Raw genomic sequence first — 21,595 nt, forward strand, 5'->3', positions numbered from 1 at the left:
CGATGTCGCGATCCGCCCACCCACGACCGTCCCCCTCCAGTCAACATCACCGACAGCGTCACCCTAGGGCAACAGGCCACCCGGGAGCACTGGTTGACCAGCCCACTTGGGGCTCGTCCGGGCTCCGGTCACGGCATCCGGCCGGTCGGCGCGGGCGGTCTCGTCCAGGAGTCGGGCCCTTGAGCGGCGACCGCCGACCGCGTCAGGGCGCGGTATGCGCTGGGGGACATCCCCACCACACCGCGGAAGGCGCGGCTGAAGTCGGCGGGCCGGGGAAATCCCCACCGCGCGGCGATGGCGTGGACGGTGAGGTGCTGGAGGCCGGGGTCGGCCAGATCGCGTCGGCACCGGTCCACGCGCCGGCCTTTGATATAGGCACCGACGGAGGTGTTGTGCTGCTGGAAGAGCCGGTGCAGCGACCGCAGCGACAGCCCGTGGGCCGACGCGACCGCGGCGGGCCCCAGGTCCGGGGCGCGCAGATGCCGGTCGATGAACGAGGTGATGCGCAGGAACAGGACCTGCTGCGGCGACTGCAGCGGCGCGGTTGCCTCCTCGTCGAGGTGGTGGGCCAGCACGGCCGTGGCCAGATCGAGTGCCGTATTCCCCAGACGCGCCAAGTCGCCCGGGGTGTAGGCCACATGCTCCTCGGCCAAGGTGGCCATGAACTGCGCGAAGAGACGGCCGACCCCCTCCGTCCCCGAAAGCGGCACCGCCAGCAGCCGGGCCACCTTCGCCTCCGGCAGCGGCAGCAGCCGCTTGGGGAACTGCAACAGCAACGACTCGGATCCCGACCGGCAACCGGCGTCCACGACAGCGTCGAAAGGGCGTGAGCTGTCGTAGAGGACCAGCTCACCCGGCCCGAGACGGGCGCAGTTCCTGACCTGCTCGATCGCCTGGCTCCCACTGCGGACAAGGGCGATCTGGTACTGCTCGGGATCCGACTGCCGGATCATGGCAGGCGTCCGCCGCGACACCAACGGCCCGTAGGACATCGCCGTGACCTGGGGAAGCCCCAAAGACATGGCCCGCAGCCGCGCGCCGAAGGTGGCCGGATCCACAAGCTTGAGCTTCGTGGTCACCAGTGCCAGCGCGGTCGTCTCCCTCCACGCCGCGGCACGCTCATCGGCAGGTAACCAAGCACTGTCGAACACCGTCTCCACAACAACCCCCGTACGCGGTGAGACTGCCGCCCCGGCCTCCCACCGCGCCACACGCACCCATACGGCGCTGTACGCCAACAACGTGGCGCTCACCGCTAACGACGCGCGGAGGCGGAGACAGCAGCATGTGAGTATCCACGGCGGCCGGACAAGACCACCCGGTCGTCATCGTGGCGCAACACCTGACCAAAGGGGGAAGATTCATGAAATCCGCCAACAGCCGGAAGAGCCCGCTGCTGCGCAGGAGCCTGGCGACCGCGGCCGTGACGACGGCCCTGCTCGGCATCGGCCTGACGGGCCTCGCCGCAACGGCCGAAGCCGCACCGCGGCCATCGGCTCACACCCAGCTCGCGGCAGGCCACGCCACCACCAGCACCGCCACCGTCGCCAGGACGGGGTGGAGCTTCTACCGCGCCTACTGGACCAAGTCCGCCTGCGTGTCGGAGGGCAAGAGGGGCAAGGCCAAGGGCTGGTGGTCCGCCTACAGCTGCAACAGGGAACAGGGCAATGACGGCAAGATGAAGTGGTTCCTCTACGTCTACAACCGGGTGGGTGGGTGACCGGCGGCCCCGAGAACCGTCGGACCTGAACCTCCCATGGCGGCCCGTCACTTCAGGTGGCGGGCCGCCGCAGCACGGCCCCCGAGCCGAACGCACTGCCCCTCACCTGGCCGGCACGCTCGCTCGGCTCCGTCACGTTGCCCGCTCACGTAGTTCGCTGACGTGGTGCGGCCGGACGAGTTCGGCGGCCTCGTTCCGGTCACGCGCTCCGCAGGGAAGGCAGTTCGGGCCGGTGGCTGCCCGGAGTGAGACCTGCCATGGCACGCACGACCCGGCGCAGCGGATGCGCGTCGCGCTCCCGGGCACCCCGCAGCCAGCCGGGACCCGCGGACAGCGCGTCCGGAAGCGCGCAGGCAGCTGTCGGTCTTCGAACGGAATCTTTCTGCGGCAACGCATACTTCCCCCACAGGCGCGGCCGCGACGCCGCTCAGTCGCCACGGCACGTCCCACGGGCGCGCCCGCGAGCCCCGTACGCCATGGGGGCTCGCCCCGTACGACGGAAGGATCCACCCCGTGCCCGCACTGATACACCGGACCAGCAGCACCGTCCACGTGGACGCCACCACCGTCGACCTGTGCGGGGAGGACCTGGTCGTGGAGTTCGAGCCGCATTGGACCGGCAACGGCCTGGCCGAGGCCGACCCCGACGGCGACGGAGCCCGCATCCTGACCGGCCAGGAGATCGGCCACATCCGTGTCAGCGCCCAACTGTGGGACGGACAGCCACCACTGTCCGACGACATCGACGCCTGGCAGGACATCGCCGAAATCTCCGCCGCCTGGCGCTCGGCGTTCATCGACTTCGGCACCACCGCCATCGACGAAGACCCGGCGCAGCGGATCCCCCTCCCCGGCCCGGGGCACTACCGGCTGCGCGTGCACGGCCGCCACCGCGACGACGGCGACCCACGCGACGGCCGCGATCCGTTGGAGGAGTACCTGGTCCAGATCTGGCCCGCACCCCCGGCCGAGGACCGTGTCATCAAGACGAGCAGCGCCACCGCCGCCCGATGGAGCCGTTAGCGCGAGCGCCGAACGCCGAAGCGCCGCCCGCTTCCCAGGCCTGCACCTCTCCGCCGGCCTCCGCCCGGTCCAGCGCCTACGAGCGCTCTCCGCGCGCATCGGCTGCACACCGGCGCACCTGGCACTCGCCCGGCTGTCGGCCCAGTCCGGCACCGTGATCCCCGTCCCGGGCGTGCGCCGCCGTACACGCCTCGACGGCGAACCCGCTTTGTGAAGCGAATCACAGCGAGGGGCTGTCACGGTTTGCCGGTGCGGGGTGTCTCGATGGGCAACCGAGGAGAGGAGCCGGGTGTGATGCCGAGGTGCCGACGGGTGCACGTGGTGGGGGTGGGCCGTGGTTGAGGACGCCTTCACCGAGCACCGTCCGCTGCTGTTCACCATCGCCTACGAAATACTGGGCAGCGCCGCCGACGCCGAGGACGTGCTGCAGGAGAGCTACCTGCGGTGGAGCGCGGTCGATCCGGTCACGGTCGAGCATCCGCGCGCCTACCTGGTCCGTATGGTGACCCGGCAGGCCCTCAACCACCTGCGCGCGGTCAAAGCACGGCGCGAGGATTACGTCGGCTCATGGCTGCCCGAGCCGATCCGCACCGCACCCGAGGTGAGCGAGGACGTGATCCTCGCCGAGTCGGTGTCGATGGCCATGATGCTCGTCCTGGAGACGCTGAACCCGACGGAACGCGCGGTGTTCGTGCTGCACGACGTGTTCGGCTACACCCACGGCGAGATCGCCGCCTCGGTCGGCAGGACCGAGGTCACCGTCCGGCAGATCGCCCACCGCGCCCGCCGGCACGTCCATGCGCGGCGTCGCCGGTTCGAGCCCGACTCCGATGCCGGCCGGGAGATCGTCCAGCGGTTCCTGCACGCGGCGGCGACCGGCGAAGTCCAGGCGCTGATGGACCTGTTGGCGCCGGATGTCGTGCAGATCTCCGACGGTGGCGGCAAAGTGGTCGCCGCCCGCCGCCCGATCATCGGCCGCGCCGACGTGGCCCGGTTCGTCCTCGGCGTGATCCGCACCAGCAGCGCGACGACCCGCGTCGAGCCCGCCACCTACAACGGCATGCCCGCCGCCCGGTTCGTCACCGACGGCGAACTCGACTGGCTGGTCGCGTTCGAGATCCACGACGGACGGATCACCGGCCTCTACGGCATCCGCAACCCGGACAAGCTGCACCGCGCCGATGCGGTGCGTCCACTCGACAGAGGAGATCACCAGCCGTGGAAACCATGACCGTTGAACGCGTCATCGCCGCTCCGATCGCCGACGTGTTCGCCTGGCTCACCACGACCACCAACTACACGCGCTCGCCCCTGGTGGTGCGCTGCCGCCTGGCCCGGCACGGCGAGACCGCGCCCTACGGTGTCGGTGCCGTACGCAACCATCTCTGGCTGATCGGCTGGTTCCGGGAGCGCATCACCCTCTACGACCCGCCGTACGCCACCGAGTACGTCGTCGACCGCAGCCTGCCGCCGTCCCGGCACGAACTCGGCCGTATGACGTTCACCGCGGTCGACGGCGGCACCCAGGTGCGCTGGATCACCCGCGCCGAGATCCCCGTCCCGCTGGTCGGTGCCGTCCTCACCCGGCGCCTCGCGCGGCCGATCATCACCCGCACCTTCCGCAACATCCTCGACGCTGCCGACGCGGCGCTGACCCAACACCCCAAGGCGTGTCCGACGGGTCGGTGACGGCTCGCGGCACGTCCTCGGCCTGCGGGGCGGCGTGACGCATCCGATGCAGCGGAGCCTCGAACGGCCGCTGCCGGAGCCGCAGTCGTCACATCCGCCCCGCGGCTCAGCCCTCGAGGATCGCGCGCAGCGCCACGGCGAAGGCCGCCGCATGCGACAGGAAACCCACGTGTCCGCCCGGGAACTCCACGATTCCGGTGCCGACATGCTCCGCCAGAGCCTCCGTCGTACGGTGCAGGAGCGACTTCGGTCCCTCGCCGCCGATCACCAGACGGAAACGCGCCCTGCGCAACGCGTCGACGTCCGGCCTGAAGCGGACGAACGTGCGCAGCTCGTACGCCAGGCACGTCTCCATATTGGCGCGGATGCGTGCCAGCATCCCCTGGATCGGAGCGGGCAGGCTCTCGGCCGGTTCCGGCGGCCCGTCCACGCCGATCGCTTCGCTGAACTCCCGCAACGCGAGGGCGGCACCCTCGCGCTCGTACAGCTCGTACACCTCCTGGAACAGGGCATGCCAACGATCCGCATCGGGCAGCAGATCGATCACGAACGGCTCGTGCGCCACCAGCGCCCGCACCTGGCCGGGGTGCCGGGCCAGGAGGTCCATGCCGACCATGCCGCCGTAACTGGTGCCGAAGACGTACGCCGGCTCATCGGCGGCGACCGCGTTCAGCAGCAGGTGGGCGTCATGGCCGTGGTTCGCGATCCACTGCTCCTCGGGCGGGCCGGTGAGGCGGCTGCGGGAGTTGCCGCGCGGGTCGTAGGTGATGACGGTGTAGTGCTCGGCCAGCAGACCGGCCAGCGGTCCGAACACGGCCGCGTCACCGTCGCCACCGTTGATGAGCAGAAGCGGCGGGCCCGATCCGCGCACCTCGTAGTAGATCTCGGCACCGGGAACGGTCAACATATCGGTCAACATATCCGTCTTCATAAGACCTTGAGAGTGCACCGGTGACCGGGCGCCGGGCAATGGCGCCAGGCAGCGGTCGGCCGGTTCCCGCGTGCGCTTCGGCCGACGGGGCACGGCGGCGGCGAGTTCCGGTCCGGCTCCCGCATCCCGCCCCCCGGTATGTGCCGCCTGCTCGCCCAGCGGCTCGTACGAGGACACGAACCGGTCCTTCCCCTTGCCCATGCGCACCCGGCCTTCCCCAACGGCGCAACGCCGCTCCGGGCACGATGCCCGAAGCGGCGTCCACGCTGGACCACGTGTGACCGCGCCAAGTCCCGCTCGGTGCCGGGGAGTTGGCCTTCACAGGAGAGATCGTCCCCAAGGCCGTCCCCGCCCCGATCCGAGCCGGCGAGAGGCGGGTGGTGACACCTACGGCTCGACCGCGCAGGGTCGTGCCACCGCGCGCGCGTACGCACACGCCGCGAACGAGCAACTACGGCCGGACTCCCCACGGCGGCATCGTCTGCCCCGAGGTGGGATCGTCCGCCGGCCGGATCTGCGTCGACCCCCTGGCGAATTCATGGCAGAACTCCACCGGCTCCTCGAAGGTGACCGTTGTCAAGGCCTCCGCTCCCGGCATCGGTACGGCGGGGCCGATGCCGTACCGATGCCGTGTGACCTCATCCACCCGCTCAGGCGGTTTGCTCGAGGAGAACAACGAGGGGCCGACGTCCTGGCCGGGCGTGCCCTGCACCATCCACTGCGCATGCAGTTCCACGACCCCCGCTTCCGGGCACCGCCAGGTAAAGCGCGTGACCCACATCGCGCCGACGTCGAGCAATACGCTCCATCCCCGTCCGTCACCGAGAAACCCGAGTTCGGAGAGTTCCATGACGCCGTAGGAGAACGGGAGGCTGCTCCAGTGGCCTACCAGCAGGTCATCGCATTCCATATGTCATCGCATTCCCCACGTAGATCTTCGGGCGCCCGCGGCGTCTTTCTCGACCGCGTTCGATGAGGCGGACCGGATAGCGCGTAACCGGCTCGCGGCGTATCCGGATCCCGGCGTAACAGGTCGACCCCCGGCGGGAGACGGGATGTCCGGTCCTCAGTCCGGCTTCGGCCGGGATCGCAGGTGCCGCATCTGGGCGTGGCTGAGGTCGTGCGCCCGTCGCATGTGGCGGGTGATCACTTCGAGCTCGTCCTCGGTGTGCCCTTCGAGCAGCGTCTGCCAGGCTTCGCCGAGCTCGTCCCATACCGCGGTGACGCGGGCGATGCGCTCCGGTACCGGGGTGACCAGCACCCGGCGACGGTCCTGCTGGTCGGGTGCACGCCTGACGTAGCCCCCTCGTTCGAGACGGTCCACCAGCCGGGTGGCCGAGCCTGTGGTCAGGCCCGTCATGTCGGCGATCTGCTTGACCGTCAGCGGCCCGGGCTCGGCGGTCAGCAGACTCAGGCACTGCACGTCGGTCGGGTGCAGCCCGAGGTGATCGGCCACGGCCTGGTTGAACAGGACATACGCCGCCAGGTAGCGGCGGGACTCCGTCGACAACTCCTCGTACAGCCGGGCCCGACGCGAATCTGTCATCTGGGTCCCACCTCAGAATCCTCAAAATGCTGCGCGGCGCAGCAATATTCCTTGTACTCTTCTGCGTGACGCAGTCAATGCGTCACGCAGCTATCTTACTCCTTGGGGGAATCATGCTCACCATCGCCGTCACCGGGGCCACCGGCGCCCAGGGCGGAGCCACCGCCCGCGCCCTGCTGTCTGCCGGCCACCAGGTGCGCGCGCTCACGCGCCACCCGGACTCGCCCGCGGCCCACACCCTGCGCAGCCTCGGAGCCGAACTGCGCCACGCCGACTTCGACGACCGCGCCTCCCTCGACGCCGCCCTCGCCGGAGCGGACTCCCTGTTCGCGGTCACCACCCCGTTCGGCGCCGACACCGCCACGGAAACCCGGCAGGGCAAGGCCCTCGTCGACGCCGCGGCTGCCGCCCGCCTCGGGCACCTCGTGCTCACCTCCGCCGCTCACGCCGACCGCGGCACCGGCGTTCCGCACTACGAGAGCAAGCACCTGGTCGAACAGCACCTGCGCGCGGCCGGGGTGCCCTGGACCGTGATCGCCCCCGCGGCATTCATGGACAACTACGCCAGCGGCTGGACCCTCGACGGGCTGCGCGACGGGACCTTCGCTTGGCCCATGCCTGCCGACCGGCCGCTCACTCTCATCCCCGCCGCCGACATCGGCGCCTTCGCCGCGCTGGTCTTCCAGCGCCGCGACGAGTTCACCGGCCGCCGCATCGACATCGCCTCCGACGAGCGCACCCCCGGTCAGATGGCGGAGATCCTCGCGGCGGCCATCGGTCGCCCGATCGCTCATCAGGAGGTGTCCCTGGCCCACGTCCGGACCCGTTCGGCCGACCTGGCAGCCATGTTCGCGTACTTCACCGCTGACGGCCTCGACGTCGACGTCGCCCAGCTGCGTCGTGACTACCCCGAAGTCGGCTGGCACAGCTTCACGGACTGGGCGGCCGACCAGAACTGGCCCGCACTCCTGTCCCCTCTGTCCATCGAGTCCCCTGTGTCCGTCGAGCAGTGACAACCCCAAGGAGCATCGTCGTGAAGCCCATCGGCTACTGGCTCAACCGCACCGACAAAGCCCTCACCGGCCACATGGACGACATGCTGGAGGGGTTCGGCCTCACCCGGATCGCCTGGCAGGTTCTCAACGTCCTCCACGACACCCCCGAGACCACCGACGCCGAAGTCCTCTCGACCCTCTCCGCCAACGCCGACGCACCCACGCTGACCGCTGCCCTCGACACGGTGCTCGCCGATGGCTGGGCAACCCGTCCCGCACCGGACAGGCTCGCCGTCACTCGCGACGGCCGTGAGCGCCTGGCCGACGTCGCCGAGCGCGTCGACGCCTTCCGCGCGCTGGCCACGACCGGTATCTCCCCGGACGAGTACCACACCGCCGTCCGCGTCCTGGAACGCATGACCCACAACATCGAAACCTCGACGCGTGCCTACCGCGACGCTGCGCCCTCGCGGTAAGCGACCTTCAGAACGGCGGCGGCCGCCGTACAACCTTCCGTTCCGGCGGGTGGTCTCCCGTCCAGCCCTGAGATCGCCCCCGGAGGAACCATGCGCCGTACTGCCGCTGCTGTCGTCATCACCGCCGTCTGCCTCGCGCTCGCGGCCTGCACCGCGGAGTCCTCCGGCCCCGAAGCCTCCGCACGGCGCACCTTCTCCCCGACGCCCGCCCCCTCCGCACCCGGCACGGCAGCCCCGCTCGGCCCCGACGCGCGATTCACCCTCGGCAGCGGCAGCGGCAGCGGCCATGGCAACGCGCCCGTTCCCCCTCTCGCGGGCCAAGGGCTGCGGGCTGCCCGGGACGAAGCGCGAGCCGCCGGCTTCCGGTCGATCCGCACGTACGACATGCGAGACCGTGGCCGCACACCGTCTTCCGACCGGAACTGGAAGGTCTGCACGCAGATGCCCGGGGCGTTCGGGCGGACCAGCACCGACACCACGATCCTTCTCGGTGTCGCGAAGCGCGAAGAAGGCTGCTTCGGCGACGACCAGCAGAAGGGCGACGACCAGCAGAAGGGCGCCAACCACTAGACGGGCGCCGACCAGTAGAAGGGCCCCCGTCGTCCATGGCACGCCACCCGGCCCCTGCCCCGATGACTCTGCCGACCACCCCACGCAGTGATCTACAGCCGGGCCGTCACCGTCCCGCTCTCCCTGCCGGTTGACCGGATCGCGCGACGCGGCCGGCGACCGGGCCCCGGGCCGTTCGGGGGAACCGCCTGTGTGGTGCGGGAAAGCCTGGGTGGCACGGCTCCTACGGTCGGCTGATATGACGCACGTAGCGCAGGACGCATCCCACCCGACCCGCCGCACCGCGCTCACCGGGCTCGTCGGTGGAGCCGGGCTCATGCTGGCGGCCGGCTGCACGGCCTCGGGCACCACCACCGCACAAGGCCCCGCCCCTCGTCCTTCGGACTCGGCCACCGGCTCCACGGGCGCCGCCACACCCGGCGCGACACCCGGCGTGATGACGCTCTTCAAGGACCCGTCGTTCAACTTCAGCGGCCTGTGGGCCCTCGGCGCCGCCGGATTCAGCGGCAGCGAGGTGGGCGAGGTGCTCACCGCCGTGAACACGATCAACAAGGCCGGCCTGTCCGCGCAGACGTACGTCGAGACGTTCAGGAAGCTCGGCGACCAGCTGCTGGAAGCGCCCGAGGACAGCAGGCCCGACCGGCAGACCAGGCGCTTTCGCGCGCTGCGGGCCGCCCAGTACTACGCCCAGGCGCTGTTCTTCGTCCTCGGCTCCGACAGCCCCGACAGTGAGGAGCAGCTCTACCGGGCGGGGCGCGGCGCCTGGGACACGTTCTGCAAGCTCTGCGACCCGGCACCGGTGACGACGAGCGTCCCGTACGGGACGACCCCGCTGCCGGTGTGGCTCTTCCGCCCGGACGACTCCGGTGAGCGGCGCCCCACCGTGATCCTCACGAACGGCAGCGACGGACAGAACGTCGACATGTGGGCCTACGGCGTCTCGGCCGCATTGGAGCGCGGCTGGAACGCCCTCGTGTACGACGGGCCGGGCCAGGGGCAGTTGCTCTTCGTGAACCGCGTGGTCTTCACACCGCGCTGGGAAACGGTGGTCACGCCGCTCGTCGACTGGCTGGTCGCCCGTCCCGACGTGGACGCCGACCGCATCGCCCTGACCGGCCTGAGCATGGCGGGCGACCTGGCCCCCCGGGCCGCAGCCTTCGAGAAGCGGATCGCCGCGCTGGTGGCGATGCCGGGATGCCTGGAGCCCTGGCTGGGCTTCCCGTCGGAGATCCGAAAGGTCCTCACCCCGGACAAGGCGGAAACCAACACCATCTGGAACAAGAAGGTCGTCCCGGAGCTCCCCGCGGCCGCCGCCGCGACCATGAAGAAGCGCTTCGAGCCCTTCTCCGTCCCCGCGATGCTCGCCGCCCGCGAGGGCAAGGTCTTCACCGACTTCTACACCCCCGCCAAGCGCATCGAGGCACTGACCATCACGGACATCGTGGACCGCATCACCATGCCCACCCTGGTCCTCGACTACGAGTACGAGCAGTTCTATCCCGGACAGCCGCGCCGGATGTTCGACAAGCTGACCTCACCCAAGGACTACGTGAAGCTCACCGCGGCCACCGGCGCGCAGCTGCACTGCTCCCCGATGGCGCCCCAACAACACTCCGACGTCGTCTTCGACTGGCTGCAGGAAACACTGCCGAGGCACTGACCGCCGCCCGCCCGGCGTGCCGGCCTCCGACCGGTCTCCAACCAGCCGCCGACCGGACAGGCGCCGCGCCTTTCGCGCTGGGGACGGTGTTGCGAAAGGCACCGCCGTAGATTTGGTGAATGACGACGACTGCAGCGCAGGAAGCATTCCTGCAGGACTTCCACGCCGAGCATCCGGCGGTGACCTCAGAGGCGTTCGGTGGTGGCCGCGCTCCGGACGGCCGGTCCAGTTATGAGATCTTGTGCGGCCGGGTGCAGGGAAGCAGGCGCGTGCTGGACCTCGGTTGTGGTGACGGCCTGCTGCTGGAATATCTGGCCCGGAGCGACGGGAGACAGCTCGCGGGGGTGGACCTGTCTCCGCAGTCACTGGCGCTGGCGCGACGTCGACCGGCGCTGGCGGGGGTGCGACTCGAGGAGGGCCGCGCTCAGGAACTTCCCTTCCCCGACGACAGCTTCGACGCCTGCGTTTCCCACCTGGCGCTGATGCTGATGGGCGAGATCGAACACGTCGTGGCGGAGGTTGCCCGAGTGCTGTCTCCCGGAGGGGTGCTGGCATACGTGGTGGGAGGCGGGGCGGTCGGCGGCGAGGCGTACGAGCGTTTCCTCGGACTACTGCGCCGCACCGTTGAGGAGATGCCCGCCTCGCGGCGCATTCCGCCACTGGGGGACAGCAGGACACGTAGCCGCGACGGGCTCGACGAAATCCTTGTACCGGCAGGCTTCGGCGCGGCGGACTGGGAGACGATTCCCATCGATCTGAGTGGTCCGGTGGAGCAGGTATGGGCCGCCCTTTCGGGACTGTACGACCTCGGCCCGCTCGATCGGACCACCGTGGAGCGCTTGCGTAAGGCCTTCTTTGCCGAGGTGAGGGAGATGACGACGCCGGACGGGCGGGTTCCGTGCGCCTACAAGATCCGCGTCGCGACGGCACGCATGCGTGAGAGGGCCGCACAGGCCTCACCACCGGTTGGTGCGGCCTGAGCATGAGCGCCTTCTCGCCTCCCGTCCTTATCTGCTGACGCCGACTCATGAAGGGAGACGACCTCCTCGGCTGGATACGGTGCCGACCAACTCATCGGGGGGCGGAACCGTACGAGTGCCGACAGGCTCACCGGCCGAGGAGGGGGAACAGCCGCGTGACCGCAGCCACGGGGACGGTGCCCGCGGGACGGAGGGCGGGGCGTTGGTCCCGTTCGCGGTAATCGGTCAGTAGGCGGCGGATGGACTCGGCGAGTTCGGCCATTTCCGATGGAGTGAGGTGGACGACGGCGCTGAACGACTCGTCGTGCTGCCATGCGCTCGGCGCCTGTTCCCGTTGGGCCAGCCACTGTTGATAGCTCTCGTCCTCCAGCCCACGTGCAAGCGTGGCGAACTCGTCCGGCGTTTCCCGTTCCGACCGGTGGTCGGCCGGCGTCCAGCGGAGCCGCCACGGCCGTGCCCGGCCGCCGTTGTGTGGCGCCTCTTCGATGAGGCCGTGCCGGGCGAGTTGGCGCAGATGGAAGGAGCAGAGGCCGGAGCTGTGGCCGAGGCGGGCGGCGGCCTGGGTGGAGGTGACGGTGCCGACCTCGGCGAGCAGGTCCAGCAAGGCGATGCGCACGGGATGGTCGGGGAGGGGCTGCCGGGCGCGAGGCGGCAGTGGGTCCGTGGACGAGGCTGGACGGTTTTCATCGCTCATTTTGCAAAGGGTGCTACTTTGCAAAGCATTCGGTCAAGCCCGGCTGCGGACCGGCCGGGGTCTTCTGCCCCGGCCGTCCGAGGCATGCGCGAAAGGCGTTGATATTCCATGACGGTTCGGTTCGATGACACCTCGCAGGACCGGCGGGTGCGCGTGCTGGGCGAACCCGTCGATTCCTACCCGCGGCTCGCGCCGGAGGTCGAACGGGGTTCGGTGCGCCGCATCACCGTCGTCGGGGAGGAGATTCTTCGGCGCCGGTGCCAGGAGGTCACGCAGTTCGGTACGCCGGAGCTGTCGCAGTTGGTCGACGACATGTTTGCGACGAACCAGGTGGCCGAGGGCGCGGGGCTTGCCGCCAACCAGGTCGACGTGGACCTGCAGTTGTTCGTGTGGGACCTCACGGACGAGTGGGGGGTGCGTCACGTCGGGCACATCGCCAACCCCGTCCTGGAGGAGGTGTCGACCGAGCGGCGCAGGCTGGTCGAAGAGCCCGAAGGGTGTCTGTCGGTTCCGGGCCCTTACCGGGTGGTGCCCCGCCTCGACCGTGCCGTCGTACGGGGCCGCGACAAGAACGGCGAGCCGCTGGTGATCGAGGGCAGGGGGTACTTCGCCCGGTGCCTGCAGCACGAGACGGACCATCTTCACGGACACCTGTACCTGGACCGGCTCGCCCAGCGGGAACGGAAGACGGCCCTCCGCGAGATGGCGGCGTCCAAGGACGAGATTTTCGTCCGGCGCGCGGCCCGGGCCGAGCAGCTGGCCAAGAAGCTGGCCAAGTAACGCCGTTCCCTGCTGGTCGACACCCGCGTCGACCTCATCGCTCGCACGCGTGCCGATCCGCCGGGGCCGGTGCTCATCACGTCGTCATGCCGGGCATGCCCGGTCACCCCTGCCACGGCGGTACCGCGGGGTGGTTCGCTACTCGGTGAGGGTGGTGAAGGCTGCGCACAGCAGTCGGATGCTTCGCTGGAACTTCTCGTCCTGGCTCAGCCGGGGCATCCGCTCGATGACCAGCGGGAAGCGCGCGCGAAGGTCGGCATGGACCTCGGCGGTGACAGCCGGGGCCGGGGAGCTGCTGCGTTCCTGGAGTACGAAGCCTGTGATGTGGCTGAGCAGGGTGTCGGCCGCGATTCCGCAGTGGGCATCGGGCACACCGGCGTTGAGGAGGGTCTGAAGAAGGCGCTCCATCAGGGACAGTGCGCCGGGACTCAGCATTCCGGGGCTGTCGGCCAGCAGCATCGCGCCACCTGAGTGCTGCTGGATACTGCGGCGCAGCGCCTCGGCCTGGGCTTCCACCTCGTCCTGCCAGGTCGCTTCGGGCGGTAGCGCGGCCAGGGCGGCGGTGCCGGCATCGTAGGCCTGACGGCAGACGCGGTCGGCCATCAGCCCGAGCAACTCATCCTTGCCGCGCACGTGGTAGTAGAGGCTGCCCGCGTGCACGCCGAGCCGTTCGGCCACCTGACGCATGGACAGGCCGTGGAATCCGACCTCGGCGAAGGCGGCCATGCCTGCATCGACGATGCGCTCCTTGGTGAGCTTCATGCTGTCCACCGTACACGGGATTCAAACACCGTTTGAAATCTGTGCTAGCCTCACCTTCATCAGTTTTGAACACCGTTGGAAAAAAGGGGGGCGGGCATGGGGGGACTACTGTTCTTCGCGACCACGGCCGCGCTGATGGTCATGATGATCAACTGTGGGTTCGGCGTGGTCGGGCGCGACTCGCTGCGCGAGCGCCGGGTGCCGTGGGCGGCGGTCGGCCTCACCGCCCTGGCGGTGGCCGGCGTGGTGCTCCAGCTCTGCTGGTCGGGCGCGATGGACGCGCTCGACGGCGATCCCGCGAAGGCGGGCTGGTGGCGGGAGTTCACCTCGGTATTCATGCAGAACGGCGGGATCTCCGGCGCCGCCTGGAACCTGGGCACCCTCGCCGTCGTGGCCGCACTTGCGCAGTGGTTCTGGGGCGGCCCGCTGACGGTCGGCTTCTTCCTCGCCGGCATCGTCCTGCCGGGGCGGATCGACGCCCTGCTCGGGTTCGGCGACGGCCCCAGCACCGACCCCCGCAACTTCGCGGGCAGCTCCGGTGCCACCTACTTCCTCGGCGCGACCCTCGCCCTCGCCCTGCTGACCCGCGCCCTCGTCCCGAAGCAGCGGCTCCTCGCGGTCGCCGTTCCGGTGCTCGGGCTACTGATGTGGGTCCTCCAGGACAACGGCCATGGGCTGGTTGCCGTGTACGGATTCGCTCTCGGCGCTCTGGCTTGGGCCGTACGCCGCTGCCTGACGCGTCCGGGCCCGGAGACCAGCCCGGCGCCGTAGCCGCACCGCGGCCACGGCGGAGGTGGACGAGGGCGGGCACGGTTTCACGCCGGTCATCGTAGGTGGCACCCGAGTACTCCGACGCGACCTGAACGCCAAGCTCCGCACGTTCATCGACAGCTGGAACGCCCGCGCCCACCCGTACGTCTGGTCGGTGCTCGGTGGTCGTACTGGTCCAAGACTGCCGATCGGATCCTCAAGAACGCCAACTTTCATGACCACTTCGGACGCGGGGCACTAGCGAGCGCGGGCCCTCACCGAGGAAAATGGAACGCATGAGTGAGCAACCCGCACGATGGACCCGGGCAACCATCTACCCCGACATGTGGGCTGACCCGGACGACGACCCTCGCGACAACGAAGGAGTCAGTCCGGAAGGCGAGCTGGCGACGCTGCAGGACTTCCTGGCGAACTACCGCAAGACCCTGCGGATGAAGTGCGAGGGCCTGGATGCGGAGCAAATGGCCCGTCGGTCGGTTCCGCCGTCGTCGATGTCGCTGCTCGGCCTGCTTCGGCACCTCGTCGAGGTGGAACGGGACTGGCACAACTGGATCAGCGATGGCGATCCGCTGCCGAAGCTGTACGGCAAGCGTGACGCCGACTTCGACGGAGCCGTCGCTGAGCAGGCCGAGGTCGACGCCGCGTACTCCGCTCTGGCGCGCGAGCAGGCCGCGACCGACGCCGCGCTGGCCGAGCACCCGGATCTGGGCGAGCGTCTGGGCAAGGACGGGATCGCCGTTCGGGAACTGATGGTGCACAGGATCGAGGAGTATGCCCGTCACTGCGGGCACGCCGATCTGTTGCGCGAGTGCATCGACGGAAGGGTCGGCCAGTGAGGAGGGCCGGGGGCTGGCCCCGCCTCCGGAGGCGCACGCAGGATTGCGGCGAACAGCCCCGCCGGAGGCGATAGCCGGCACTCGCGTGCCCCCGGATCGCAAGGATTCACCGTTGCAGGTCGCGGTCCTGGGGTGGATGTGGATCCTCAACTCGCCGGTCCCCGGTGCCGTTCGAGGGGGCGCTGCGATTGCGCCGGGACAGGGCTTGGCTCATGACTTTTGCGACCACGGTGGGGTGGAACAGCACGGTGGGCGGGGCCACCATGTTGGCCACCCGTACGAATCGGGACCACACCCGTGCGTCGCGAACAGATACCGCGAAGAGGTGCTTGTTGTACCAGTGGGCGAACCTGGCCGTGACAGGTTGGTGGTCCGGGTTCCACATGAGATCCGAATTGCTCGACAGGGTCCACGGTGTCAGGACAATGCGCGCCACCGCCCGCTGAAATCCCCTGCTCATACCGTCCAGGCCGGCCCCGAGCGTCCGGTGTTCGGTCAACTTGCGGTGGAGAAGATCGGCTTCCATCGCGGCAACGGTCAGGCCCTGCCCGTAAACGGGGTTGAACACGCATACCGCGTCGCCGAGGGCGATGAGACGGTCCGGCCACTCCTTCATTTTGTGGTACAGGCGCCACTGATTATTGACATTGGTGTAGCGATGGGTTGGCTCCTGGCCGGTGCGGCCTTCGATCTGCTCGGCCAGACGAGGGTTCTTCAGACTCTTCGCGAAATCCAGGTAGGCGCCGTTCTCGGTGGGCGGCACATGCTCTTCGAACCCGAACAACGAGCACATCCAGCGGTTCCGCTCCACCGCCAGCACAACACCGCCCCGGGGCACGTGAGGCGCGAATGTCATTTGGTAGGCGATATTGAATTCCGGGCGGCTCTTCTCCGATCGGGCGATGTTCACCGACGTATACGTGATCTTCGCCTTGACGAGGCGTTTCTCGGGAACGGAAAGCCCCATCTCCGAGAGCCAGTTGTCCAAAGCGCTGGCGCGCCCCGAGGTGTTGACCACCAGATCCGCTTCGAGTTCCGTGAGTTGCTCGGCACCCTCCGTCCGGTACAGCACCCGATTCACCTTGCCGGGCCCGGACATTTTCAGGCCGTCGCATCGCGTGGACGGAAGGAATGTCACCTCGGGCAGGGCGAGTACCTTGTCGCGCAGACGCCGCTCCAGCTCATCGCGGGTGAACGTCTGGATCTTTACGCCCGTCCGGTGACGCGGTGCGAACCCGGCGGGCAGGAGGAAGCTGATGTGTTCTCCGTAGTCGAAAACCGGTGCTCCGATCTCCTGCATTTCCGTCCGGAGCCCCGGAAAGAACTTCTCCAGGACCTCTGCGCCCTTCGCCAACATGGCGTGGGCGTGGTACCCCTGGGGCACATGCGGGTGGGTACCCCGGTGTTCGTCCAGCGGGTCCTGTTCCAGGACGACCACCTCGGAGAAATGGTCGGCCAGTACGCGAGCCGTCACGAGACCGGCGTACCCTCCTCCGATGACAACGGCCTTCCCCCACTTGCGACCGTGCCGGACAGCTCGGGTCCTCATGGCTGCGTCCTTCCTCGTCGGGCAATTCTGGTGAGGTACCCCTGTGAATGCTGTGTCGTCCGCCGACGACGGGGCGCACTGTGGCACGACGGGGGTGCACGACAGCCGCTACGCGGCCAATGCGCGGCCTATCCGAGCTTGCGGGGCATGATGCGTCCGTTGACCCGGACCATCGGCTCGGCGGCCTGATCCCGCCTCGGCGACGTAAGGGCTGACCCGCCGACCCGTCAGACGTCCAAGATCCTTGCGTGGCCGGCTTCTGGCGTATCCGGGTCCTCAGTCGGCGCTGCCGGCACGGTGGCGGAACCCGTCGGCGTGGATGATCTTTGTACGGGGATGTCCCGGGCGGGTCGGGGGTGTGCGGCGAATGGCGACGAGGGCCGCGTCGTCGGCGAGGGCTCCGCCGGCGTGGGCGAGCAGGTCGCGCCGGATGTGCTGGAGAAGGTTGTCGGGAGAGGCTCCGGTCCACTGGGCGGCGCGTTCCGCGAAGGGATAGAACTCGCCCTTGTGATTGCGGGCCTCGATGATCCCGTCGGTGAAGAGCAGCAGGGTGTCGCCGACTTCGAAGGTGAACACGTCGAGGGTGTAGCCGTCGGGGCTCATGCCGATACCCAGTGGCGGTGCGGGGTGCAGGCTCGGGACGGTGACGGAGTGCCCGGGGCTCAGGAGCAGCGGCGCCAGGTGGCCGCAGCTGGTCATCCGGGTGACCGGGTCGTGGTCGGGGACCTCCATGAGCAGGGCCGTGACGAAGCGTTCTCCGGCCTCCTCCTCCGGTTCGAAGTCGTCCAGGTAGCGGCCGACGCTCCGCTCCAGCGCGCCGGCCAGAGAGGGCAGGCTGGTGTGCTGGTGGGCGGCCTCGCGGAAGGCGCCGAGCAGGAGGGCCGCTTCTCCGATGGCCGCCAGGCCCTTGCCTCTGACGTCGCCGATCATCAGGCGCACTCCGCCCTCGGTGCGGGTCGCGGCGTACAGGTCACCGCCGATCTGGGCTTCGTCCTCCGCCGCCAGATACATGCAGGCGATCCGCAGGGGGCCGATCTGCTCCGGGAGCGGCCACAGCAGGACGTGCTGCGCGGCCTCGGCGACCGATCGCACCTGCGCCAGCTGCTGACGGTGACGTTCGCGCACCACGCAGAAGAAGACGATCAGACACGAGAGCACCGCGATGGAGAGGAGCTGGACCATCACGTTCCGCGAGAACAGCACGCCGAAGTGCCAGCCGATGAACGCCTGGGCCGCCATCGCCATGAGCGCGATGGCCCCGGTCATGCGCGGGCCGGCGAAGGAGGCGGTGAGCGCGGGCGCGATCACCAGCAGCGGACCGAGGTGTACGTCCTCCGGGACGAAAAGGTCCACGATCGTGATCACGACGATGAGCATGATGGGGATCGCGACCAGCGCATGGCTCGACTGCCACGGCTGCCGCGGACCCGCAATGCGTGGCCACGGCCCCACCCCTCCACCATGCGCCGTCTCCGGGCGGCTGACGAACGCGGGCCGGCGCTGCCGTCGATGCCTGCCGACGGGAACGGAATCGCCACAGGTCAAGGTCGCCGTGTGTGTCGGCGCGAGCGCGAGCGGTGGTGCGGAGGATGAGCGAGCGGAGGATGAGCGAGCGGAGGATGAGCGAGCGGAGGATGAGCGAGCGGTGGTGCGGCGGCTGGGACGGGTCGGCGGAGGCCGAGGGGCCCGAGGCGGGCGCCGCCGAAGCGCCGGTCCGTGCGCGGTGCGCCTGCGCCTCCGCCTCAGCCTGCGCGCCCGCGCCCACCTCGCCGCCCGTGCCGTCGAGGCGGCCGCGGGCCAGGTCGAGGCCCGCCTCGGCGACGGAGTAGGCCGCCTGCGCGGTCGCGAAGGGCAGCTGCCCGCCGCCGAGGGCCTTGGGCAGCGGTCCGGCCTTCGCCGCACTGCGGACGGTGCCGCTCAGGCCACTCAGGGTTTTGGACTGCAGGGCGCCGGCCCGGCTGCCGTTCCTACGGGGGCACTGGGGTCGCGGTCGCTCACGCAGCGACCGCCAGATCCCGCAGCAGCGCCTCGGCTCGTTCCACGGCGCGCCTGCCCGCCTCGTCCGGGCGGCCCTTCCCGTCCTCGATCGGGTGCCGCATGACCTCGATCGCGGCGACGACCAGGCCCACGGCCCCGGTCACCGCTGCCTGCTGTGCGGGCGGGTACGTGGCGAAGTCGCCGTACTCGCCGTACTCGTCGACCAGCTGTCGCAAGGAGGGCAGGCGGTCCGCTATGGCGGAGCGCAGATCCCGCAGGGCCCTCCGTATCCGAAGGCTGCGCTCGCACAGGGCACTCGTCCGCCGCTCCACGATCGTCAGTTCCGCCTCGGCACGGTCCAGATACTCGGCCTCCTCCCGCTGGCTTCGCTTGACCCTGCGGGCCTCCCACACCAGGAAGCCGGTTAGGGAGAGCACGACCGGTGCGGCGACGATGCCGGTCAGGACGGCCGTACCGGCAGCCACCCCGCCTCCTCCCGCCGCCAGTGATCCGCCGCCGAGCCAGGCCAGCGTCCCACTGGTGGCGGCGGCGCCGGACAGGCCCGAGAGTGCCGTGCCGGTGGAGGCGGTCGCGAAGACACCCACGGCCGTGTACACCGCCGCACCGGTGCCTGCGCCGGCGAGTGCCCCACCGGTCAGCGCGGCGGCCGCACGCGCCGCCCGGGCCGCACCCGACCCGGGCGTACGGTGCTCAAGATCCGCCGAGGCGACGGCCGCTACCGCATCGACCGCCGCCAGGTCGGCCAGGCGGACAGGCACGATCCGCGCAAAGAGCTCCCCGAACGGCACCAACGCCTCGTCGTACAACGAGCGCCGTGCCTTCTCCTGCGCCACGGCCTCGGCATCCGCCCACTGCCTGAGTTCCTCGTGCCGCGCCACGAGCTCCGCCCGACGCTCTCGGTTCGCCTTCCTCGCCTCGAACAGCGCGATTCCCATGCCGCCCCCTGAGGTGACCCGCCCCAACTGCCCTGGGATGCAGGGCGCCAAGAGCCTATGGGCATACGTGACACCTGCTCAACGGATTGTTCAAGAGCCGCGAAGGCGGCGGCGACGCCGTACACCACGCTCACGCAAGAAACGGGCGGGCGGCTTACCGGGACCGGCTGCCGTCAAAAACCGACCGCCCCATCCCTTTCCCGGAAACATCGAGCGCGCGGACGCGGCCGACTGAAAGGATGCCCGTATGTCGAACGTTCAGCCGATTTCCTATGTGCGGGTGGCCGAAGTCCTCACCGACCTCGGAATGATCACCGAGGAGAAAGCCCGGAGCGTCCTGGAAGAGGCCGCCGCGTACGCGACCGAGCCGATCAAGCGGCGCTGCGAAATCCCGGGCGCCCTCGAAGCATTCGGCGTGGCCGTGTCCATCCACTGCGACGACGTCGACTTCGCCGATGAGTACTACGCATGGCTCCTGGACGAGGCCGCGGCCCTCACCGGCGGCAAGGTCACCGTCTCCAACTACCGCTTCGAGAAGGCCAACCCGGACGACGAGGAGTGCGGCCTGGGGACGATGCACTTCGACCGCAACGGCAAGCCGCTCTCCATCTCCGTCGAGCAGGAGTCGAACGACTACCTCGACGTGGGAGCGGCGCAGGAAGCCATCGAAGCGCTCAACCCCGACGACGACCCCCGGGACTTCCGCCGCGTCGAGCGCGAAGGCCCGGAGTTCAGCGACGACAGAATGCTCCTGGCCACGGCCGAGCAGCGGGAAGGGCTCCATCGGCATCTGGGCATCACGTTCGCGCGTCCTTGGCGCTGAGGCCGACGCCGCCGCCCGCCGCGGCGCGGGCCCGCCGCGGTGAACCCGGTGCCCGAGCACCCCGGCGCCGAACGGACCGTCATCGCCTTGACCGCCATCATCCGGACCACTCGCCAGGGCCGGCGCAGCGGGCGTCGTGTGGATCTCACGGCCGCACCTCAAAGGCGATGCGCAGCGTGTTCCGTACCGTACCCATCCGCCACCGGAGACCGGCCCGCTGCATACTGCGCCCGGACCGGTCCCTGCGGCGCGACCGTCAGAGCGTGGCGGCCTTCTCCGCGTCGGCGTAGTGGGCGCCGGCCGGGGTCACGATGGCGGCCGCGGCCTTGACGTCATCGCCCTTGCGGAACGAGGAGTGCGGCTTGGGCCGCAGGGTCAGCCGCGCGACGTGCTTGTCCGCGTCACAGACGAGCTTGCTGTTGGGAAGGGTGCCGGTGGCTATGGACGGGTGCTTGCCGTCCGCCTTGTCCAGCTTCGTCACGGTGGCCGCCACATGCACGTCCGAACCGGGGTCGCAGGAGTAGGTGACATCGGCCTTGATGACGGACGCCTGCCGCGTGTCGAGGGCGACCTTGCCCAGGGCGATGGAGTTGGCCTTGGCGGCGGCCGGGGAGGCCATGGCGACCGCGCCCGCGGTGAGCATGAGGGCGGTGACGGCGGTACCGGCAACACGCCGGCCGACGCGAGATGACTTCACGGATGACTTCCTCTGCTGTGCAATGTCGAGTTCTGTTGCTGCACCTTCTTTGATTGCAACCGTCGATGCCGGGTTGCCCCGTCAGCGCATTCACTTCAGATTTCCGCCTGCGCCGGTTGTGCTGCCGCCGCGTTGTGCGGCAGCACCGGCGCCGAACGAG

General features: G+C 69.7%; 23 protein-coding genes. 13 read left to right on the plus strand and 10 right to left on the minus strand.

All coding sequences use genetic code 11. The annotated features are described in order from the left end of the window. Positions 1 to 128 precede the first annotated feature (128 nt). Positions 129 to 1,217, minus strand: coding sequence for a helix-turn-helix domain-containing protein (locus ACIGWZ_RS03440; protein ID WP_400060805.1), 1,089 nt, complete (start codon positions 1,215 to 1,217; stop codon positions 129 to 131). A gap of 146 nt (positions 1,218 to 1,363) precedes the next feature. Between ACIGWZ_RS03440 and ACIGWZ_RS03445 the strand changes: the two genes are divergently transcribed. The 4 genes from ACIGWZ_RS03445 (at position 1,364) to ACIGWZ_RS03460 (ending at position 4,432) form a co-directional block, all read left to right on the plus strand. Next, complete coding sequence (locus tag ACIGWZ_RS03445; RefSeq protein WP_400060317.1) at positions 1,364 to 1,720, plus strand: hypothetical protein; 357 nt, start codon at positions 1,364 to 1,366, stop codon at positions 1,718 to 1,720. 513 nt (positions 1,721 to 2,233) lie between these two features. Continuing rightward, positions 2,234 to 2,743: a hypothetical protein gene (locus ACIGWZ_RS03450; RefSeq protein ID WP_400060318.1), complete on the plus strand. Its 510-nt coding sequence runs from the start codon at positions 2,234 to 2,236 to the stop codon at positions 2,741 to 2,743. A 334-nt stretch (positions 2,744 to 3,077) separates the two neighbouring features. Continuing rightward, the gene (locus tag ACIGWZ_RS03455) at positions 3,078 to 3,974 is read left to right on the plus strand and encodes an RNA polymerase sigma-70 factor (RefSeq protein WP_400060320.1); all 897 of its coding nucleotides are present in this window, start codon (positions 3,078 to 3,080) and stop codon (positions 3,972 to 3,974) included. Continuing rightward, on the plus strand, positions 3,962 to 4,432 hold the full coding sequence (locus tag ACIGWZ_RS03460) for an SRPBCC family protein (RefSeq protein WP_400060322.1): 471 nt from the start codon (positions 3,962 to 3,964) through the stop codon (positions 4,430 to 4,432). Before ACIGWZ_RS03455 ends, ACIGWZ_RS03460 begins: the two co-directional genes overlap by 13 nt. A 106-nt stretch (positions 4,433 to 4,538) precedes the next feature. Here ACIGWZ_RS03460 and ACIGWZ_RS03465 read toward each other — a convergent pair whose 3' ends face one another. The 3 genes from ACIGWZ_RS03465 to ACIGWZ_RS03475 form a co-directional block, all read right to left on the minus strand. Further along, entirely contained in the window at positions 4,539 to 5,339 is an 801-nt protein-coding gene (locus ACIGWZ_RS03465) for an alpha/beta fold hydrolase (protein WP_400060324.1), read from the minus strand. Between the two features lie 475 nt (positions 5,340 to 5,814). Beyond that, complete coding sequence (locus tag ACIGWZ_RS03470; protein WP_400060326.1) at positions 5,815 to 6,273, minus strand: hypothetical protein; 459 nt, start codon at positions 6,271 to 6,273, stop codon at positions 5,815 to 5,817. Positions 6,274 to 6,429: 156 nt separating this feature from the next. After that, positions 6,430 to 6,909 carry a MarR family winged helix-turn-helix transcriptional regulator gene (locus ACIGWZ_RS03475; protein ID WP_400060328.1) on the minus strand — a complete coding sequence of 160 codons (480 nt, stop codon included), beginning with the start codon at positions 6,907 to 6,909 and terminating at the stop codon, positions 6,430 to 6,432. A gap of 113 nt (positions 6,910 to 7,022) precedes the next feature. Here ACIGWZ_RS03475 and ACIGWZ_RS03480 point away from each other — a divergent pair, with 113 nt between their 5' ends. The 5 genes from ACIGWZ_RS03480 to ACIGWZ_RS03500 all read left to right on the plus strand — a co-directional run bounded on the left by ACIGWZ_RS03480 (position 7,023) and on the right by ACIGWZ_RS03500 (position 11,590). After that, positions 7,023 to 7,922 (plus strand): NmrA/HSCARG family protein, encoded by a 900-nt coding sequence (locus ACIGWZ_RS03480; protein WP_400060330.1) that lies wholly within the window; start codon positions 7,023 to 7,025, stop codon positions 7,920 to 7,922. Positions 7,923 to 7,942: 20 nt separating this feature from the next. Next, entirely contained in the window at positions 7,943 to 8,380 is a 438-nt protein-coding gene (locus ACIGWZ_RS03485; RefSeq protein ID WP_400060332.1) for a MarR family winged helix-turn-helix transcriptional regulator, read from the plus strand. A 90-nt stretch (positions 8,381 to 8,470) separates the two neighbouring features. Continuing rightward, a complete protein-coding gene (locus tag ACIGWZ_RS03490) occupies positions 8,471 to 8,950 on the plus strand; it encodes a hypothetical protein (RefSeq protein ID WP_400060334.1) in 480 nt (159 codons plus the stop codon). Positions 8,951 to 9,188: 238 nt separating this feature from the next. Beyond that, positions 9,189 to 10,610: an alpha/beta hydrolase family protein gene (locus ACIGWZ_RS03495; RefSeq protein WP_400060336.1), complete on the plus strand. Its 1,422-nt coding sequence runs from the start codon at positions 9,189 to 9,191 to the stop codon at positions 10,608 to 10,610. Positions 10,611 to 10,729: 119 nt separating this feature from the next. Beyond that, on the plus strand, positions 10,730 to 11,590 hold the full coding sequence (locus ACIGWZ_RS03500; protein WP_400060338.1) for a class I SAM-dependent methyltransferase: 861 nt from the start codon (positions 10,730 to 10,732) through the stop codon (positions 11,588 to 11,590). Positions 11,591 to 11,717: 127 nt separating this feature from the next. On the opposite strand, the gene ACIGWZ_RS03505 is transcribed toward ACIGWZ_RS03500, so the two are convergent. After that, a complete protein-coding gene (locus ACIGWZ_RS03505; RefSeq protein WP_400060340.1) occupies positions 11,718 to 12,284 on the minus strand; it encodes a helix-turn-helix domain-containing protein in 567 nt (188 codons plus the stop codon). Positions 12,285 to 12,392: 108 nt separating this feature from the next. On the opposite strand from ACIGWZ_RS03505, the gene def reads away from it, so the two are divergent. Beyond that, on the plus strand, positions 12,393 to 13,064 hold the full coding sequence (gene def, locus ACIGWZ_RS03510; RefSeq protein WP_400060342.1) for a peptide deformylase: 672 nt from the start codon (positions 12,393 to 12,395) through the stop codon (positions 13,062 to 13,064). A 138-nt stretch (positions 13,065 to 13,202) separates the two neighbouring features. Here def and ACIGWZ_RS03515 read toward each other — a convergent pair whose 3' ends face one another. Next, entirely contained in the window at positions 13,203 to 13,826 is a 624-nt protein-coding gene (locus ACIGWZ_RS03515) for a TetR/AcrR family transcriptional regulator (RefSeq protein ID WP_400060344.1), read from the minus strand. A 96-nt stretch (positions 13,827 to 13,922) separates the two neighbouring features. Between ACIGWZ_RS03515 and ACIGWZ_RS03520 the strand changes: the two genes are divergently transcribed. Continuing rightward, positions 13,923 to 14,597, plus strand: a complete 675-nt coding sequence (locus ACIGWZ_RS03520; RefSeq protein WP_400060346.1) for a hypothetical protein — start codon at positions 13,923 to 13,925, stop codon at positions 14,595 to 14,597. A 275-nt stretch (positions 14,598 to 14,872) separates the two neighbouring features. Continuing rightward, positions 14,873 to 15,433, plus strand: coding sequence for a DinB family protein (locus ACIGWZ_RS03525; protein ID WP_400060348.1), 561 nt, complete (start codon positions 14,873 to 14,875; stop codon positions 15,431 to 15,433). A gap of 106 nt (positions 15,434 to 15,539) precedes the next feature. Here ACIGWZ_RS03525 and ACIGWZ_RS03530 read toward each other — a convergent pair whose 3' ends face one another. The 3 genes from ACIGWZ_RS03530 to ACIGWZ_RS03540 all read right to left on the minus strand — a co-directional run bounded on the left by ACIGWZ_RS03530 (position 15,540) and on the right by ACIGWZ_RS03540 (position 19,915). Beyond that, complete coding sequence (locus ACIGWZ_RS03530; RefSeq protein ID WP_400060350.1) at positions 15,540 to 16,982, minus strand: FAD-dependent oxidoreductase; 1,443 nt, start codon at positions 16,980 to 16,982, stop codon at positions 15,540 to 15,542. A gap of 276 nt (positions 16,983 to 17,258) precedes the next feature. Next, positions 17,259 to 18,359, minus strand: coding sequence for a PP2C family protein-serine/threonine phosphatase (locus ACIGWZ_RS03535; protein ID WP_400060352.1), 1,101 nt, complete (start codon positions 18,357 to 18,359; stop codon positions 17,259 to 17,261). Between the two features lie 617 nt (positions 18,360 to 18,976). Beyond that, positions 18,977 to 19,915: a hypothetical protein gene (locus ACIGWZ_RS03540; protein ID WP_400060354.1), complete on the minus strand. Its 939-nt coding sequence runs from the start codon at positions 19,913 to 19,915 to the stop codon at positions 18,977 to 18,979. A gap of 247 nt (positions 19,916 to 20,162) precedes the next feature. On the opposite strand from ACIGWZ_RS03540, the gene ACIGWZ_RS03545 reads away from it, so the two are divergent. Next, complete coding sequence (locus ACIGWZ_RS03545) at positions 20,163 to 20,738, plus strand: hypothetical protein (protein WP_400060356.1); 576 nt, start codon at positions 20,163 to 20,165, stop codon at positions 20,736 to 20,738. 256 nt (positions 20,739 to 20,994) lie between these two features. On the opposite strand, the gene ACIGWZ_RS03550 is transcribed toward ACIGWZ_RS03545, so the two are convergent. Beyond that, positions 20,995 to 21,435: a hypothetical protein gene (locus ACIGWZ_RS03550; RefSeq protein ID WP_400060358.1), complete on the minus strand. Its 441-nt coding sequence runs from the start codon at positions 21,433 to 21,435 to the stop codon at positions 20,995 to 20,997. Positions 21,436 to 21,595: the final 160 nt, after the last annotated feature.

This window comes from Streptomyces sp. NPDC053427 (assembly GCF_044544985.1).
Lineage (GTDB): Bacteria > Actinomycetota > Actinomycetes > Streptomycetales > Streptomycetaceae > Streptomyces.

What these genes read in the sequence shown, in the direction of transcription:
- ACIGWZ_RS03445 (WP_400060317.1), top strand. Translation starts at nt 1,364, where the DNA reads ATGAAATCCGCCAACAGCCGGAAGAGCCCGCTGCTGCGCAGGAGCCTG.
- ACIGWZ_RS03465 (WP_400060324.1), bottom strand. Translation starts at nt 5,339, where the DNA reads ATGTTGACCGTTCCCGGTGCCGAGATCTACTACGAGGTGCGCGGATCG.
- ACIGWZ_RS03470 (WP_400060326.1), bottom strand. Translation starts at nt 6,273, where the DNA reads ATGGAATGCGATGACCTGCTGGTAGGCCACTGGAGCAGCCTCCCGTTC.
- ACIGWZ_RS03475 (WP_400060328.1), bottom strand. Translation starts at nt 6,909, where the DNA reads ATGACAGATTCGCGTCGGGCCCGGCTGTACGAGGAGTTGTCGACGGAG.
- ACIGWZ_RS03480 (WP_400060330.1), top strand. Translation starts at nt 7,023, where the DNA reads ATGCTCACCATCGCCGTCACCGGGGCCACCGGCGCCCAGGGCGGAGCC.
- ACIGWZ_RS03490 (WP_400060334.1), top strand. Translation starts at nt 8,471, where the DNA reads ATGCGCCGTACTGCCGCTGCTGTCGTCATCACCGCCGTCTGCCTCGCG.
- ACIGWZ_RS03495 (WP_400060336.1), top strand. Translation starts at nt 9,189, where the DNA reads ATGACGCACGTAGCGCAGGACGCATCCCACCCGACCCGCCGCACCGCG.
- ACIGWZ_RS03500 (WP_400060338.1), top strand. Translation starts at nt 10,730, where the DNA reads ATGACGACGACTGCAGCGCAGGAAGCATTCCTGCAGGACTTCCACGCC.
- ACIGWZ_RS03505 (WP_400060340.1), bottom strand. Translation starts at nt 12,284, where the DNA reads ATGAGCGATGAAAACCGTCCAGCCTCGTCCACGGACCCACTGCCGCCT.
- def (WP_400060342.1), top strand. Translation starts at nt 12,393, where the DNA reads ATGACGGTTCGGTTCGATGACACCTCGCAGGACCGGCGGGTGCGCGTG.
- ACIGWZ_RS03515 (WP_400060344.1), bottom strand. Translation starts at nt 13,826, where the DNA reads ATGAAGCTCACCAAGGAGCGCATCGTCGATGCAGGCATGGCCGCCTTC.
- ACIGWZ_RS03520 (WP_400060346.1), top strand. Translation starts at nt 13,923, where the DNA reads ATGGGGGGACTACTGTTCTTCGCGACCACGGCCGCGCTGATGGTCATG.
- ACIGWZ_RS03525 (WP_400060348.1), top strand. Translation starts at nt 14,873, where the DNA reads ATGAGTGAGCAACCCGCACGATGGACCCGGGCAACCATCTACCCCGAC.
- ACIGWZ_RS03530 (WP_400060350.1), bottom strand. Translation starts at nt 16,982, where the DNA reads ATGAGGACCCGAGCTGTCCGGCACGGTCGCAAGTGGGGGAAGGCCGTT.
- ACIGWZ_RS03535 (WP_400060352.1), bottom strand. Translation starts at nt 18,359, where the DNA reads ATGCTCATCGTCGTGATCACGATCGTGGACCTTTTCGTCCCGGAGGAC.
- ACIGWZ_RS03540 (WP_400060354.1), bottom strand. Translation starts at nt 19,915, where the DNA reads ATGGGAATCGCGCTGTTCGAGGCGAGGAAGGCGAACCGAGAGCGTCGG.
- ACIGWZ_RS03545 (WP_400060356.1), top strand. Translation starts at nt 20,163, where the DNA reads ATGTCGAACGTTCAGCCGATTTCCTATGTGCGGGTGGCCGAAGTCCTC.